10 protein-coding genes are annotated in these 16174 nt (G+C 57.8%); 8 read left to right on the top strand and 2 right to left on the bottom strand.

Annotated features, from left to right (window positions below):
* Window positions 1-2 precede the first annotated feature (2 nt).
* Entirely contained in the window at window positions 3-1430 is a 1428-nt protein-coding gene (locus SH410x_RS19385) for an NAD-dependent malic enzyme (protein ID WP_473677354.1), read from the top strand.
* A gap of 261 nt (window positions 1431-1691) precedes the next feature.
* Here the strand turns inward: SH410x_RS19385 and SH410x_RS19380 are convergent, their stop codons facing one another.
* Window positions 1692-3062 (bottom strand): ammonium transporter, encoded by a 1371-nt coding sequence (locus SH410x_RS19380; protein WP_473677353.1) that lies wholly within the window; start codon window positions 3060-3062, stop codon window positions 1692-1694.
* Window positions 3063-3962: 900 nt separating this feature from the next.
* Here SH410x_RS19380 and kdsB point away from each other — a divergent pair.
* From kdsB to SH410x_RS19345, 7 genes are all read left to right on the top strand, one after another.
* Window positions 3963-4724, top strand: coding sequence for a 3-deoxy-manno-octulosonate cytidylyltransferase (kdsB, locus tag SH410x_RS19375; protein ID WP_473670030.1), 762 nt, complete (start codon window positions 3963-3965; stop codon window positions 4722-4724).
* 85 nt (window positions 4725-4809) lie between these two features.
* Complete coding sequence (locus SH410x_RS19370) at window positions 4810-5085, top strand: DUF485 domain-containing protein (RefSeq protein WP_473670028.1); 276 nt, start codon at window positions 4810-4812, stop codon at window positions 5083-5085.
* Entirely contained in the window at window positions 5082-7118 is a 2037-nt protein-coding gene (locus SH410x_RS19365) for a sodium/solute symporter (RefSeq protein WP_473670026.1), read from the top strand. The genes SH410x_RS19370 and SH410x_RS19365 overlap by 4 nt, the downstream gene beginning before the upstream one ends.
* 543 nt (window positions 7119-7661) lie before the next feature.
* Window positions 7662-9002 (top strand): transcription termination factor Rho, encoded by a 1341-nt coding sequence (gene rho / locus SH410x_RS19360; RefSeq protein WP_473670024.1) that lies wholly within the window; start codon window positions 7662-7664, stop codon window positions 9000-9002.
* Between the two features lie 5 nt (window positions 9003-9007).
* Window positions 9008-10264, top strand: coding sequence for a metallophosphoesterase family protein (locus SH410x_RS19355; protein WP_473670022.1), 1257 nt, complete (start codon window positions 9008-9010; stop codon window positions 10262-10264).
* On the top strand, window positions 10261-13881 hold the full coding sequence (locus SH410x_RS19350; protein ID WP_473670020.1) for an AAA family ATPase: 3621 nt from the start codon (window positions 10261-10263) through the stop codon (window positions 13879-13881). The genes SH410x_RS19355 and SH410x_RS19350 overlap by 4 nt, the downstream gene beginning before the upstream one ends.
* A gap of 59 nt (window positions 13882-13940) precedes the next feature.
* Complete coding sequence (locus tag SH410x_RS19345; protein ID WP_473670018.1) at window positions 13941-15446, top strand: arylsulfatase; 1506 nt, start codon at window positions 13941-13943, stop codon at window positions 15444-15446.
* 87 nt (window positions 15447-15533) lie between these two features.
* On the opposite strand, the gene SH410x_RS19340 is transcribed toward SH410x_RS19345, so the two are convergent.
* Window positions 15534-16169, bottom strand: a complete 636-nt coding sequence (locus SH410x_RS19340; protein ID WP_473677352.1) for an RluA family pseudouridine synthase — start codon at window positions 16167-16169, stop codon at window positions 15534-15536.
* Between the last annotated feature and the right edge of the window lie 5 nt (window positions 16170-16174).

Here is a 16174-nt window from a genome sequence, read left to right as displayed (position 1 = left end):
TCATGGTCCAGCACAGCCCCACTTACGCCGTCACAATTCGTTTACGCTATGCCGACTCGCCGGGCGCGATGGGACGAATCACGACGGCGATCGGGGAGGCCGATGGAGCGATTGGGGCGGTCGACATCGTCAATATCGCCGGCCACAGGATATCGCGTGACTTCACGATCAACGCCAAGGGCGTTGAGCATGGAAAGCAGATCGTAGAGCGGCTTCGGCTGCTCGAGGGTGTCGAGGTCGTGAACATTTCCGACCGTGTCTTTCTGATGCACTTGGGTGGCAAGATCGAGGTCATCTCGAAAACGCCAATCAAGACTCGCGATGACTTGTCGATGGCCTACACGCCTGGCGTCGCGCGGGTATGTAAATCAATCGAAGCGGATCCCGAAGCGTCGTTCGCATTGACGATTCGCCAGAATACCGTCGCGGTGGTGAGCGATGGTTCAGCCGTTTTAGGGCTCGGCAATATTGGTCCCCGTGCCGCGATGCCGGTCATGGAGGGCAAAGCCATGCTGTTTAAAGAGTTTGCGGGCGTCGACGCCTTTCCCATTTGCTTGGATACACAGGACACCGAGAAAATCATCGAGATCGTTCGCTGTCTCGCGCCCACGTTCGGCGGCATTAATCTCGAAGACATCTCAGCGCCACGTTGCATCGAAATCGAAGAGCGGCTCGACGCAGAGCTTGAAATCCCTGTTTTCCATGACGATCAGCACGGCACCGCCATTGTTGTGCTTGCCGGGCTGACCAACGCGCTGCGGCGTGTTGAGAAAAAGATGTCCGACATCCGGGTCGTGATCAATGGCGCGGGAGCGGCCGGCACGGCGATCTGCAAACTGCTGATGACCGCAGGCGTGCAAAACATCATTACATGTGATCGCAACGGTGCGTTGCACCGGGGCGAGCGAGAGCCCGATCGATCAAAACAATGGCTTGCTGACAACACGAACCCGGAAGGTGTTTCCGGGCCGCTCAGCAAAGCGATCCAGGGTGCTGATGTCTTCATTGGTGTGTCGGGAGCCAACACGCTCACCGTTGAAGATATCCAGAGCATGAGCACCGACCCGATCGTCTTTGCGTTAGCCAACCCGGACCCAGAGATTGATCCGAACCTGGCCGAGCCCTATGCGAGAATTATCGCGACCGGACGCAGTGACTTCCCCAACCAGATCAACAACGTGCTGTGTTTTCCAGGGTTGTTCCGCGGCGTCTTGGACGTGCGAGCGTCGACGATCAATACGGAGATGAAGATCGCCGCCGCCGAAGCGATCGCCGCGGTGATCCCGCCATCGGACTTGCTCGACGACTATATCATTCCAAGTGTGTTCGACCGCCGCGTGGCGAAGGTGGTTGCCTCCGCCGTCTCTGCTGCAGCGATCGCCACTGGGGTCGCAAGACGCGGTACCAAGGCCGCCTATAGCCTGTCGTAGTCTTGGCGAGCGCATGAAAAAACCCCCGACCCGCAGCGAGTGAGGCGGACACTCACCACGGGTCATTGGGGGCTTTCTTCCGGCCCAGGCAAGAGCCGAGAAGAACTTCTTTATGGGAGTGCCCGGGTCTCGTTGAGACGCGGGCACAAATCTTTTCTAGGGTCTCTTTCAGCGTCTCGGGGAGACACTGTTATTCCAACCGCGGGCTGCTACGCCGCTGGATAGCCGAGGCTATCCAGCGACGAAGCCGCGGTGGGTAGATCAAGCGACCGAGCCGCTGTGAATTGCATCCGAAGGATAGGCGTGCATTCCGTGCTCGCTGATGTCCAGGCCAGCGTGCTCTTCGGCAGGCGTGACACGCAGCATTCCAATTGCCTTGAGCGTGCCGAAGACAATGGACATGGTGACAAACGACCAGCCACAGATAGCAAGCGTGCCGATGGATTGTGTCGCGAATCCTTCGAACATGCCTTCGAAGTGTGTGTTCGGGAAGATTCCCATCGCCATGCAGCCCCAAACGCCGCATACTCCGTGCACGGGAAAGGCACCGACGGGATCATCAATTTTGAGTCTGTCCAGTGCGACGATGGCGAGCACGACGAGCACTCCGGCGATGCCGCCGACTACGATGGACATCGAGTTGCTGAATGCATCACAGCATGCCGTGATGCCGACCAAACCACCCAGTGCACCGTTCAGGCTCATGGTCAGGTCAGGCTTGCCGAACAGGCCCCAGCCAACAAACGTTGCGATGAATGCACCCGCCGAAGCGGCCAGTGTTGTGTTGACGGCGATCAATGTGACCGCGTCGATGTCTCCGGTGCCTTGGAAAGCGAGTTGGCTGCCGGGGTTGAATCCGTACCACCCCACCCACAGGATGAACACACCGAGAGCGGAGAAGGCGACGTTGTGACCAGGCAATGGCACCGACCGGCCGTCCGGTGTGTAGCGTCCCAGCCGGGGGCCGAGGAATAGAGCACCGGCGAGTCCAGCAAATCCGCCAACGGCATGGACGACTGCGGATCCAGCAAAATCTTGGAAGCCCATGGCGTCGATCCAGCCACCGCCCCATTTCCAATAGCCGCTAATCGGATAGATCAAGCCCGTCAGGATCGCACTGTAGGCGAGATAAGCAGTGAACTTCATGCGTCCGGCGACTGCTCCGGAGACAATTGTCGCGGCGGTCGCAGCGAAAACGGCCTGGAAGAACCAGTCCACTTGGGGTGAGAACGTCCGGCCTGGATCGTCCGTGGTATAGATGCCCGTGCCACCAAAGGCAAAGATTTTACTCACGCCCTCGGCTTCCGCTTCGCCCATGTAGAGGGTGGGATACATCAAGCCAAAACCGATCGCAAAAAACAGCAGCGTTCCGACGGACAGGTCCATCACGTTCTTGGCGAGAATATTGACGGTGTTTTTCGCCGAGTTCATCCCGACTTCCACCATGGCGAAGCCAGCCTGCATGAACAGCACCAGCACGGCACATAGGAAGAGTACCGCGTTGTCCAGGGCGTAGCCCACCCCGAGGTCCTCGGCCCCGCCCGCGTCGGAGGCTTCTGCGACTTCCGCGACGACCGTGACTTCGTCTTGGGCGGAAACCACCGACGCAAGCGATGTGCCGATTCCCATGATCCCCACCAGCAGGATCATCATTAGCCAGGAGGAGCGGAAATGCGTCCATCGGAATCCTGGCGTGTGCCCAATTGGGCTTTTTAAACTTCGTAGCATGGAGTCTTTCCTTCTCAGGGACAGTCTTATTATTTAGGGGGATAGTGCGGCACTGCATTTGGCGCAAGCACCTCGAAAACACCCTCCGCCTACTGAGGCAACTGGTTCACCACGCGGATGAGTCGACCGTCTAACTCCTGCCCGGGCCTTATCAAAAAATGCTCGTGAGTATCGGGTTGATCAATGCGTAAGCAAGCTGCTTTCGCCGGACCAGTTAAGCACAGGCTGGGCCAAGTTTCCGGGTTGTCCGTAATTTGGGTTCGTAAGTCATTGCAGTTAAGTGACTTGCGGATTTGAGAAAAAAGAAGGTGGATGTCGTTGCAAGCCAGGGCCTTTTTTTGTGCCTGTGTTGAAGGCATTTGTTGCTAAATTAAAAGGCATTTGTGTGCAGCGTCTAATCGCCGGCGACTTCTACGCTGTACCGCCCCCCGGATGGTTGGGTGTCTCGCCGGTTTGGCTTCCGCAAGCGGAGATGTTGTCAGCCTTCCGGGGGCCGTTCGATCGAGGCTCGACTCTTTCTTGGGGAGTGACGGCGCGGGCTCGATACCGTCGTCGTTTCGCAACTTTCGAGACCCGCGTCAGCCAGGATGTGTCCTTGGGAAAACGCCCGCGAGACGGCCCGCTCGCGGGCGCATCGGGTGAGTTGCGACGCCGCCGGTTCGTGCCGCGGCAACTAGTCGGCTGGGATTCGCTGGCCTGCTTCGGTAGAAAATATGCTCGTTCGCAGTACCGATCCGGCCGTCAGTGCGCTGATGTCAGAAACGGGCAAATTCAAAACATTCGACACCCACAGGCAGTCTCACCATGAAAACGATGATCGTGATCCCGGCGCGGTTGGCGTCGAGCCGACTGAGCGAAAAGTTAATGCTGCGAGCGGGCGGTAAATCGGTATTGCAGCATACCTATGAGGCCGCGAAGCGGGCAGCGATTGCCGATCAGGTCATCGTTGCCGCTGACGACCCGCGGATCGTCGCCGAGGTGAGTTCGTTCGGTGGTGAGGCGCGATTGACGAGCGTGGAGTGTCAAAGTGGAACGGACCGCATCGCAGAAATCGCTCTGCTGCATGACGACGTTGAGATTTTCGTCAATGTGCAAGGCGATGAACCGGAAATGGATCCTCGCGTGATCGATGCGGTCGCATCGCTGCTCGCCACGCGACCTGATGCGGACATCGCTACCGCGGCCTGTCGGATCGATACGCACAAGAAATTGAGCGATCCAGCGTGCGTGAAGGTCGTGATGGGAAGCGAGAATCGGGCGATCTATTTCAGTCGCGCAGCGGTGCCGTACTCCCGCGATGGTGTCAGCGAAGCGCTGTTGAGTGCACAACCACCGATCTATTGGCAGCACATCGGGCTGTATGCGTACCGCCGTGAGTTCTTGTTGTGGTTTGCCACCCAGCCTCCCGGTCGACTCGAGACGATCGAGAAACTCGAGCAGCTCCGGGCGGTGGAAGCTGGCAAGACGATCGTGGTCGCCCCGGTCGGTCCCTCTCCTCGCGGGATCGATACGCTCGACGATTACCGCGAGTTTCAGAATCGTGTGGAGGGACCATCCTCTGGTTAAACACGCCGTTCCTGCGATGGGTTATGCTGCGGCGGATTGAAATACTTTTCCGTGCCCCGCCTGTTTAACTTGGACTTCTTGAATCGTGACCGATCCCGCCAACGCGCCCACGACGCCCTCTTCCGCTTCGCGGTTAGGACTCTCGCTCTTTGTCATCTACACGCTGTTGTATCTAGGGTTTGTGCTGCTCAATGCGTTTGCCACTGACACGATGGAAGTCATCGTGGTGGCTGGATTGAATCTTGCGATTGTGTATGGCTTTGGGTTGATTCTCGCGGCGATCGCGATGGCCTTTATTTACGGGGTCGCGCTCCGCGGTAGCGGCAACGCAGTGGACGCTCATGACGGAGACGCGGTATGATTTACACACCATCAATGACGGCTGTGGTCGTATTCTTTTTGTTCGTCGGTTTCACCGTCGGATTGAGTTTTTATCTTGGCCGCAAGGCCACGTCGTCTGCGGGTTATTTTGCTGCCCACGGGCAAATCCCTTGGTTTATCAATGGGGTGGCGTTTGCGGGGGATTATTTGTCAGCCGCTTCCTTCCTCGGCATCTGTGGGATGATCGCGGCCTACGGGTACGACGGTTTCCTCTATTCGATCGGCTATTTGGCAGGTTGGATTGTTGCGTTGTTTGTCATTGCCGAGCCGATGAAGCGGCTCGGTAAGTTCACGTTTGCTGACGCTCTCGATGCGAAGTTCAACTCACCGGGCATCAAGGCTGCTGCGGGGATCAGCACCCTCGTCGTGAGTTTGTTCTATCTGATTCCGCAGATGGTAGGGGCGGGGGTTTTGATCCAGCCGCTATTGGGTTTTCCGCACTGGGTCGGCGTCGTGCTCGTGGGCTGCGTGGTGATCACGATCGTGGTCACCGCCGGCATGGTATCGACGACCTGGGTGCAGTTCCTCAAGGGGTCGCTGCTGGTGCTGTTCAGCACCGTGCTCGTCGTGATGGTATTGCAGAAAGGTTTTCACACGGACCGCGACGCGTTTGCGACGATCGGACCGCTCAAGCTCGTCGATGCTGAGGGCGACAACGCGACGACCAACCCGCAGCAGCTCGCCGAGGCATCTGGGCGGCGACTGTATACGGCGGACCGTGGCACCGGTAATGCCGCGGCCTGGGACACCGCGAGCGATTTGATTCGTTTTACATCGCAAGACGACGAAGGCTATGACGTTTTTCGGATAGAGCACGGTGCTGACGGAGTGATTTTGCGTGAGGCGCAGGCAGAGACCGTCACGGCGGACGGGAGCAAATTCGTAGGTGGGCTTCCGTTTGGAGCGGGTGCGGGCGAACGAACGCTCCGCCCTGTCGGCCAGTTGACACGCTTGCCAGCCGAATTTGGCGATGAAGAGGCGTCCGGCAAAGACTCGAGCGACGGGCAACACACCGGCCCACTCGGCCCGGTTCAGTTCTTCGACGTGCTGCGTCGCAGTGAGGTGACGCTGTGGGGCAGCCAAGTGATCACCCACGAAGACGACGCCGTGACCAAGGTGTACTACCAGAAGCCGACACCTGGTTCTCAGGTATTGCGGCCCGGCGAGCATCCCACATTTGCGGGCATTCGCAGTGGTCGGTGGACCGATCGGATTAACTTTCTCTCGTTGATGCTCGCTTTGTTTTGCGGGACCGCGTCCCTGCCTCATATTTTGATTCGGTACTACACCGTCAAGGATGCCGCAGCGGCTAGGAAGAGCACGATCGTGGGCATCGCCAGCATCGGATTTTTCTACGTATTGACCCTGTATTTGGGATTGGGGGCCATGGTCAGCGGGACGCTCGATGTGACCAATAGCAACATGGCCGCTCCGCTGTTGGCACGTGGCATGAGCGATCTGCTGTTCGCCATCATCTCCGCGATTGCCTTCACAACTGTGTTGGGAACCGTGAGCGGATTGATCTTAGCGAGCAGTGGCGCCGTAGCGCATGATTTGCTCGGTGGCGTGATGGGGATTCAGTTTTCCGAGAGCAGCCAAGTCCGGGTGGCGAAGATCGCTGCCGTTGTCGTCGGTGCCATTGCCATCGTGCTGGGGATTCTATTTCAAAACATGAACGTCAGTTATCTGGTGGGCTGGGCGTTCAGTATTGCCGCAAGCGCCAATTTGCCCGCCTTGGTGATGCTGTTGTTTTGGCGGCGGACGACTGCTGCAGGGATCATCGCCAGCGTCGTGGTGGGGATGTTCAGCTCGCTCGGCTGGATTCTACTTTCGGCCGACACATTCAGCAAAGTGTATAAGATTGACCCGGCCAGCAGTCCGATTCCATTCAGCCAGCCTGGGATCGTTACCATTCCTTTGGCGCTGTTGACCTTGGTGATTGTGTCATTGATGACGGAGAATTCACGACCGGAAATGGATCCCGCGGCGGAAACCGGAGTGAAAACGGCTTGACAGCGGCGAGATAAAGCCTATATTTGGCATTAACTGGCATTGGTTTGGTGTTTCGATCTCTCATAGATCGCCTCCAAGCCAATCTTTCGACGGCCCCCGAAGACATTGAGACAGATGTTTTCAGCGTGAGGCCTTGCCCAACAACCTCGTGCATGGCATGTCCATTTTGACATGATCGTGCCGAGTGCTTGGATGCGGCATACTCGCGTAAGTTACGAATCAATCGTACTAGACCTGACTCGTTCGATGGGAATCTTTTGAGGCATGGATTTGCCGCTCGTTTGAGTATTCTAATCAGACGAGCACCTTGGTCGCGCCGATGGTGTTACCGCCACCTTTGGTGCATGCGACCTTTACTTTCGTTTTTAAAAACGCGGTTCCTCTTGTTGGTTGCCTTGATCGGCTCTGTGGTTTTGACAAGCCTGCGAATGCAGGATCTGTTTTCGGATGAAGATGGGTTCTCTTTCGAGTAGGTAGGTCGGGGCGCACGGCAAACTGTTTCCTTGCCTGGAGACATCGATGAAGGTTTTCCCGGATTAAAAGATGGCAAAAAAGAAGCGTTCACCACGCGGCCGAGGTGGTTTCGGCTCACAAAGTGGTTCACAAAATGGCTCCCCGAGTAGCGGAAGCACCAGTGGAGGCAATAGCAAACCGCGTACGCGGCGGCGACGCCGTGGCGGTGGCGGCGGCGGGGGCGGCAATGCGGGCGGCGGAAGCTCGAATGGCGAACCGGAAGATTTCGTCAGCGATGCCCCGCTCGAAGAGTGGTCCGGCATACTTGAAATGCATCCCAATGGCTATGGTTTCCTCCGCAACCCAGCGGCCAACTACACCCGCGAACGCACGGATCCATTCGTGCCCGGCACGATGGTCGAAAAGTTCGGGCTTCGCCAAGGCGTGATGCTGCACACAATGGTCCAGCAAGCCAAGCGGCAGCAGGGGCCACGTGTTCGGGAGATACTCGACGTCGAAGGTCAGCCACCGGAAAAGTATCCGGAGATGCCACTCTTTGATGACCTGACGGCGATCAACCCGGAAGAGTTTCTGAAGCTCGAAAACGGAAAGATGCCGTTGACCAATCGCGTCATCGATTTGCTCACGCCTCTCGGTCGCGGTCAGCGCGCTCTGATTGTCGCACCGCCGCGGAGCGGTAAAACGATCATGCTCCAGCACATCGCTGAAGGTATTTCGGAGAACCATCCGGACCTGAAGTTGATGGTGCTGTTGATTGACGAGCGCCCCGAAGAGGTCACTGATATGCGGCGGAGCATTAAGAATGGCGAGGTCATTGCCAGTAGTCTGGATATGGACGTGGAGAGTCACGTTCGTTTGAGCCAGTTGGCGATTGACCGTGCCAAACGCCTCGCCGAGTCGGGGCAAGATGTGTTCTTGATGCTTGATTCGATCACCCGGTTGGCTCGTGCCTTTAATAAATGGGTCGGCAAATCGGGCCGCGGCGGTGCCACGGGGACGGGTGGATTGGACATCCGTGCGATGGACATCCCGAAGAAACTGTTCGCGACCGCTCGAGCTTTCCAAGAAGGTGGTTCACTCACGATCGTCGGTACCTGCCTGGTCGATACGAACAGCCGCATGGACGAAGCCATTTTCCAAGAGTTCAAAGGAACCGGGAACATGGAAGTCGTCTTGGATCGCCGACTTGCCGATCGACGCGTTTACCCGGCCATCGACATCTCTCAATCGGGGACTCGACGCGAAGAATTATTGCTCGACGAGGAAACCTATGAAACGGTTTCGATGTTGCGACGGACGCTCAGTGAAATGCACCCTGTCGATGCGATGGAACAGTTGACGAAACAGCTCGGTCGATTCGATGACAACGAGGGTTTCTTGAAACTGATCTCGGGTGCCAAGCTCGCATAGTGAGTATGCGACGGATCCTGCACGCGGCCGATATTCACCTGGATAGCCCGCTGCGTAACCTGGAGTCGTATGACCAGGCACCGTTGGAACAAATTCGCGGTGCATCTCGGCGTGCGCTGGAGAACCTCGTCCGGTTGGCGATCGACGAGAAAGTTGATTTGGTTGTCATCGCTGGCGATCTCTACGATGGTGATTGGAAGGATCAAAACACGGGGCTGTTCTTTGTCGGACAGGCTGCCAAGCTCACCCAGGCGGGGATTCCGCTGGTTGTGATCCGTGGGAATCACGACGCCGAAAACATCATGACGTCTTCGCTGCCGCTGCCCAAGAATCCTGATGGCAGCGAGATCATGATGGCTTCCAAAAAAGTCGATTGCCGCATCTTTGAATCGATGGGTGTGGCGGTTCATGGGCGCTCGTTTCGAGCCAAAGCCGAGCTCGAGGACCTGTCGCAGTCCTATCCGCCTCCTCTCAGCGGCATGTTTAATTTGGGCCTGCTGCACACGAGTCTTACCGGTGCGGAGGGGCACGATACCTATTCGCCATGCAAGCCGAATGAGTTGTCGGCCAAAGAGTATGATTACTGGGCACTCGGACACGTCCATACCCGTCGCGAACATGGGCTGCCCGACGCCGCGCCGATCGTTTTCAGCGGCAACATTCAAGGGCGTCACATTCGCGAATCAGGCGCGAAGGGCTGTTATATATTGGATGTCGATGAGCGTGGCAAAATTGATCTCAATTTCCATCCGCTCGATGTCGTGCGATGGGAATCGTTTGAGCTCGATGCGGGTGAGATGCAGTCGATTGACGAGATTCTCGATGCCTATGAATCGTGGCTGACGAAAACGATCGTTGAGATCGACAATCGTTTGTTGGTCTCGCGCGTGTCGATTGTCGGCGCCAGCGAAATTCACAATCAGCTGCACCAGCAACGCCATCGATTGGAATCATCGCTCCGCGCCATCGCTGTCACCCATGGTGGCGGGCAAGCATGGATGGAAAAGTTTCGGCTGCGCACGACCACGCCGACCATGAAACTCGATGTCGGTGATCTGGACGGACCGTTGGCGAGTGTGTCTAAGATCGTTGAGAAACTGCGCACCTCGGCGGAGCGTGGTGAACTGATTGCGAGTGAGTTCGCACAGCTGGTGAAAAAACTACCGGATCAGCACGAGACATTCGACGCCACCGATTTGCAGTGGGTCGACGACTTGATCGAGTCCGCCGCTGCCGATTTGCTGGGACGCTTTGACGGATGATTATCCAACGACTCGATCTGATCGCGTACGGACGCTTTACGGACACGCCGATTGATTTGTCGGCGGGACCACGGCGTTTCCATCTTATCTATGGGCCCAATGAGTCCGGGAAATCGACCAGCCTGCGTGCGATCACGTCATTGCTCTATGGGATGACCACTCGTGCGGAAGACAATTACGTGCATGCCAACGCGAAGATTCGCGTGGGTGGTGTGCTCGTCGGTTCGGACGAAAACTCCTTGATATGTATCCGCCGCCGCGGCAAGAAGGGGACGCTGCGTCAAGCCGATGACAGCACGGTCATCCCCGACGCTGAACTCGACGCGATGCTCGGCGGCGTTGACCGCGAGGCATTCGAACATCGATTCGGACTCTCTCACGAAGAACTCGTCCAAGGCGGCAAGGCGATCTTAGAGGGTGAGGGGGATCTCGGCGAAATTCTGTTTGCCGCCGGTGCAGGCGTCAGCCAACTCAAAGCAGTCCAGTCCAAACTCGATGAAAATGTATCGCAACTATTTGTTGCCGGTGGCAGTAAAGGCGCGATCAATATTCTTTCTCGAGAGATCGCCGAAAAGAAACGCCAGCTCGAAGATGCCAAGATTCTGCCCCGTGAATGGGAGAGTCTGCAGAGAGAATTGGCGGAGCAGCGAGATCGAGTCAAGCAGTGGGAAGCGTCCCAGCGAGATGCCGCGACAGGGTTATCTCAACGCCGCGCGTTTCAGAACGCCTTGCCACTCGTGCCGCAGTGGAGATCGTGTTGCGAATCGCTCGCTGAACTCGCTGGCACACCACTCCTGGACGACGCGTTCAGTGAACGGCGTCGGACGCTCGATACGAATCGTGAAATCTCGATTCGTCAGACGATTTCGCACCGACAACGGATCGCTGAATTAGAGCAAGAGCTTGATCGCCTCGGCGATGACTCCGGGATCATGGTCCACGAAGCGGAGATCTCGTCGCTGTTTCAACGCCTGGGTGCTCGCGAAGAGGCGCGAACGCAGCGTGCGGGACTGCAACGGACAAAGAAGAATCTTGATCGGCGGATGATCGAAACGCTCAGCGAGTTGTCGATCGAAATCGAAGCGAAAAGTGGCGAGGCGGTGACCGAGGAAATCGACGCCTCACTGAAACGGTTGCGAGTGGTGGATTCCGTCCGAACGCACGTCAATGAACTCGCCCAGCAGTATGCGATGCTCGTGCGGCAACGTGACGACGCCGACGAAGAGCTGAGATCGCTGCAGCGGAAGTTGGCGGAATGGGACCGGCGAGGCGGCGATGAGGTTGTTCCTGATGACCCTTTTGCAATCAACCAAGTCATCGAATCGGTCGGATCACCCGATAGCGTTCTGGCGAACCTTGCCCAGCAGAAATCTGACGCCAAACAGTCACGACTTCGCTGCGAGCAACTGGCACGCAAGCTCGATGCGATTTGCCCCAAAACGGTTGGATCGTTTGCGGACTCGCTTTTTGAACTTGTAAAGTTGCGTTTGCCGACCGAATCGGCAATTGCCGCGGCCGCGCGTACCTTGGAGCAGAAAGAGCAAGCCCTGGCAGCCGCCACCGAGCAGTGGAAGCAACTCGATGTGCGTGAACGCACCCAGCAGCAAAAGCTCGATGCTGCGAGTTCGCTCACGGAATTGCCGAACATCGAACAACTCGCTGCGGCGCGAGATTGTCGCGATGATGCGTTGGGTGCGATAATCGCTGGCCACGCGAATGCCGCCCTATCAACGGCGGATTTCACGAGGCTGCAGTCCCTCATTCGCAAGGCCGACGAAACGGTCGACCGGATGCGCCAGCATCACGAGCAGATTCACTTGCAGGCGACGCTCCAAGCGGATCTCGACGAGATCGCGAAGCAGAAAGCGACCTGCCGGGAGAGCGGAGAATCTGCCAAAGCTGAGTTGGGTGAGGCGCAATCCGTTTGGCAGGCGTTGTGGCAACCGCTCGACATGATTGCCGCGGATCCACCAGCGATGGAACGCTGGGTCGCCACGCATGCGCAGTTGACCGAATCGGTGGCCAACGATGAAGAGGAAGAGGGACGCGTTCAACAGCTCGAATCTCGCATCGCCGCGTCGTGCAAACGACTACGCCATGCCATTGCATCGACCGGGGTCGACAGGACCGTGGACGCACCTGCGGAGGACGTTGGCAGCGACTCGCGAGCAGTGTTGGATGGGGCCGATGCGATCAGTCCGATGGACGAATTCTCCACGCTTTACGACGAAGCGATCAGCCTGCGATCAACCTTGCAGCACTCACGCAAACGATACGAAGAGCAGCTCAAGCAGCACGACGGCTTGCGAGACGAGCTGCCTAAAGTCGATGCCCGCTTGGAGTCACGTCAGCAACAGCTGGATCGTTGGGACAAGGATTGGGCTGCGGCGACCTCCGCTCTCGCTGCGAGTGTGGACCGCACTCCCGCAGTGATCTTGGAGAAGATCAAGCAGATCGATGATTTGAATGCCCAGAAACGCGAGCGGGACATCGTGCTGCATCGCATCAACGCGATGTTTGCCGATGACAAGTCATATCGTAGTGACGTCGCTCGCTTGGCATCCACCCTGGGGAACGACTTCAACGAGGATGATGGCGAGATCAGTGATGCGTTTGTCCTCGTCAAGAGCTTCTTCGAACGCTTGCAGAATGAACGAACGGCATCGCAACAGCGGGTCGCCCACACACAACAGCTCGAGGCCGCGCAGAAACAACTCGCAACGGCGCAACAACAGGTTGCCGAGGCCGACGTGGCACTGGAGCGACTGTGCGATGAAGCGAAGTGTGAAGCACCCAGCGAACTGATCGAAGTCGAACGGAGATCGAAGGAACGGCAACAACTCGAGCATTTAAGACAGAGCGTCGAGCAACAGCTCCGGATGCTCGCTGGCACCACCTCGCTCGAGGATTTCGTTGAAGAGGTTTCGCAGCAGCAGGCCGAACTGCTCAATATTGAGATTGAGCAACTCGACGCAGCGCTCACCGAAGCCCAGGGGCAGCTATCTCAGGCTCAACAGACGCTTGGCGTTTTGCGAGATCGAGTGGCCCAGGTCGACGGACGCGGGCAAGCCGCCGAGCTCTCTCAAGAACTCCAGTTTTTGACAGGGAAACTGGAAAATGAACTCGAGGAATACTCGCGGGTAAAGATTGCTTCGATGATCCTGCGGCAGGCGATCGAAGACTACCGGCAGGAAAACCAGGGGCCGGTTCTGCAGCTCGCCTCGACGACTTTCGAACAACTCACTCGCGGCGAGTATGCCGCCTTGAAAGTGGACTTCGACAGCAAAGGGAAAGCGACCTTGTTCGGTGTGCGATCGGCCGTCGACGACGCGGATGTTCCTGCCAACGCGATGAGCACAGGAACTGCCGACGCTCTGTACCTATCGCTGCGGCTCGCCTCGATCGATCATCAACTCTCCCGTAGCACACCGCTGCCGCTCGTCGTCGACGATTGTTTGGTTCAGCTCGACGACCAACGCGCTGCGGCGGCGATGCGAGCGTTTTCGGACTTGTCTCAGCGAACCCAGGTCATCCTGTTCACGCACCACGAGCATCTGATCGAGCTCGCCAAGCAAACGCTCGCCCCGGATGAGTTCCATGTCCATCGGCTGGGGTGAATGCCTCGCAGCGGTGAAGATTCGTTTACAATAGTGCGTTCCCCACGATAGGAACCACTATGATTCGAACTTGCTTCTCACGCATTCTGCTGGGCTTGATCTCGCTGCCGTTGATCCATTGCAACTTGATCGTCGCGGCTGAACGCCCCAATATTGTTTTGATCATGGCAGACGATATGGGGTTCTCCGATATCGGATGCTATGGCGGTGAAATTGCCACGCCGAACATCGACGCACTGGCGGCCCGCGGGATGCGGTTTCGAAACTTTTATAACAATGCCAAATGTGAGCTGACGCGAGCTTCCCTATTGACCGGGCATTGGTGGCACCATGTTGGTGCCTCTGCGACGGCGCACTACAGCGAGCCGACCTACGGGGAACGGCTTCGCGATGCCGGATACCGGACACTGATGGTCGGGAAATGGCATGCGGGACAGACCCCCTTTCAGCGCGGATTTGATCGGCACTATGGGCTGACCGACGGTTGCTGCAATTATTGGAACCCCGGACATGCCCGCGAGGGAGAAGCTGAACCAGCCAAGAAGAAGGTTCGGCGCTGGGCCATCGATGACCAAGAGTTCTTACCCTACCAACCACCCACGGATGATTTTTACACGACCGATGCATTCACCGACTACGCGTTGAAATACCTCGACGAATACCAAGACGAGAAACAACCGTTTTTGCTGTACGTCGCTTACACCGCACCGCATTATCCGATGCACGCCAGCGAGGAGGATATCGCCCGCTACCGTGGCAAGTATGGTGCGATTGGCTGGGATGAACTTCGCCGCCAGCGTTTCGCGAGACAGCAGCAACTCGGTGTACTGCCACCGGAAGCGGAATTGTCGCCGCGCGATCCCGACCTGCCTGCCTGGGACGATATCGCGGAATCAGAACGGGACGATTGGGATTTGCGGATGGCGACCTACGCGGCGATGATCGATCGGATGGACCAGAACATTGGTCGAATTGTCGACAAATTGAGAGCGAACGGGGAGCTGGAGAATACCGCGATCTTCTTTCTTTCCGACAACGGTGCGTGTGAAGATTCCGCCGATCGGTCGACCGTTGCCGGGGCTGAACCCTGGGAAGTCACCAGTTTTCAAACACAGGGCCGTAACTGGGCGAACGCGTCCAACACGCCCTACCGCAAATACAAGACGACCGATTACGAAGGTGGAACGCGAACGCCGTTGATTGCTGTCTGGCCGGGCGTGACCGAGCCCAACTCCATCACCGATCGTGTCGGGCATCTGGTCGACTTCATGCCCACGATGCTCGAGTTCGCGGACGCGCCGCCAGTCGCTGATCTCCCGGGCAACGCATTGCAACCTGCTCTTTCGGCGGAATCAACCGATCGCTCCTGGCCGCTGTTTTGGCAGTTCAACCGCGCCAAAGCGATGCGTGATCATCAGTGGAAACTCGTTCAATTTGGTAAATCAGATTGGGAGTTATACGACCTCGATGAGGATCCGACCGAGTGCCATGACCTTGCTGAGAGCAACCCCGAGAAAGTGCGCGAGATGGCCTCTGAGTGGAAACAATGGTGGCAGAAGAAGTGAGCGGCACGGTTTTTTGAACAACGCGCCGGCGAAGCCTTCTCAGCAAGGATGGGGTACCGTTTTGGCGTCGCCGCGGTGGACCGGATCCTACTCGCCCACCGAATCCAAGCCCACCTCAGTCAGTTTCCCGGTGCGGGGGTGGTGGAAGGTTATTTTGACGGCGGTGAGCGATATGCTGCCGTCCGGCGAGGAGGCTTCGGTGGCTCCAGACGGCTCTCGGGGCGGGCCATAGATCGGGTCGCCGACGATCGCGTGGCCGCGGGCGGCGGATTGAATCCGGAGCTGGTGCATGCGGCCGGTGATGGGGCAGAGTTCGAGGAGCGTCCGGTCGAGGGCTGCGTCGTAGCGGATGGGGCGGACGTCGGTGGTTGCGAGTTTGGCGCCGGGGGCATCCGGATCACAGATCTCACCTTGTGCGACATCGACAATCTTTCGGAGGTGATCCGTCCAACGTTCCGGTGGCGAGTCGGGTGCCGCCACGGGCAGGCGTCCCTGGACCCAGGCATGATAGGTTTTCGACACCCGGCGGGCTGCGAATTGCTCCGAGAGGAGTCTCGCCGACTTCTTCGACAGGGCGATCAGCAGCACGCCGCTGACGTCGCGGTCGAGGCGATGGACAGCCGATAGAAAGCCGGTCTCGCGATCGAGCTGCTCGCGCAGTCGCCACTCGACACTGTCGGTGCCCGGCGGTGATGTCGTGCTCAAGCCGGCCGGCTTATGCACGGCGA

The organism is Rhodopirellula sp. SH410, assembly GCF_055811895.1.
The sequence above is the reverse complement of the archived record's forward strand: the minus strand, read 5'-3'. Positions and strand labels throughout refer to the sequence as shown.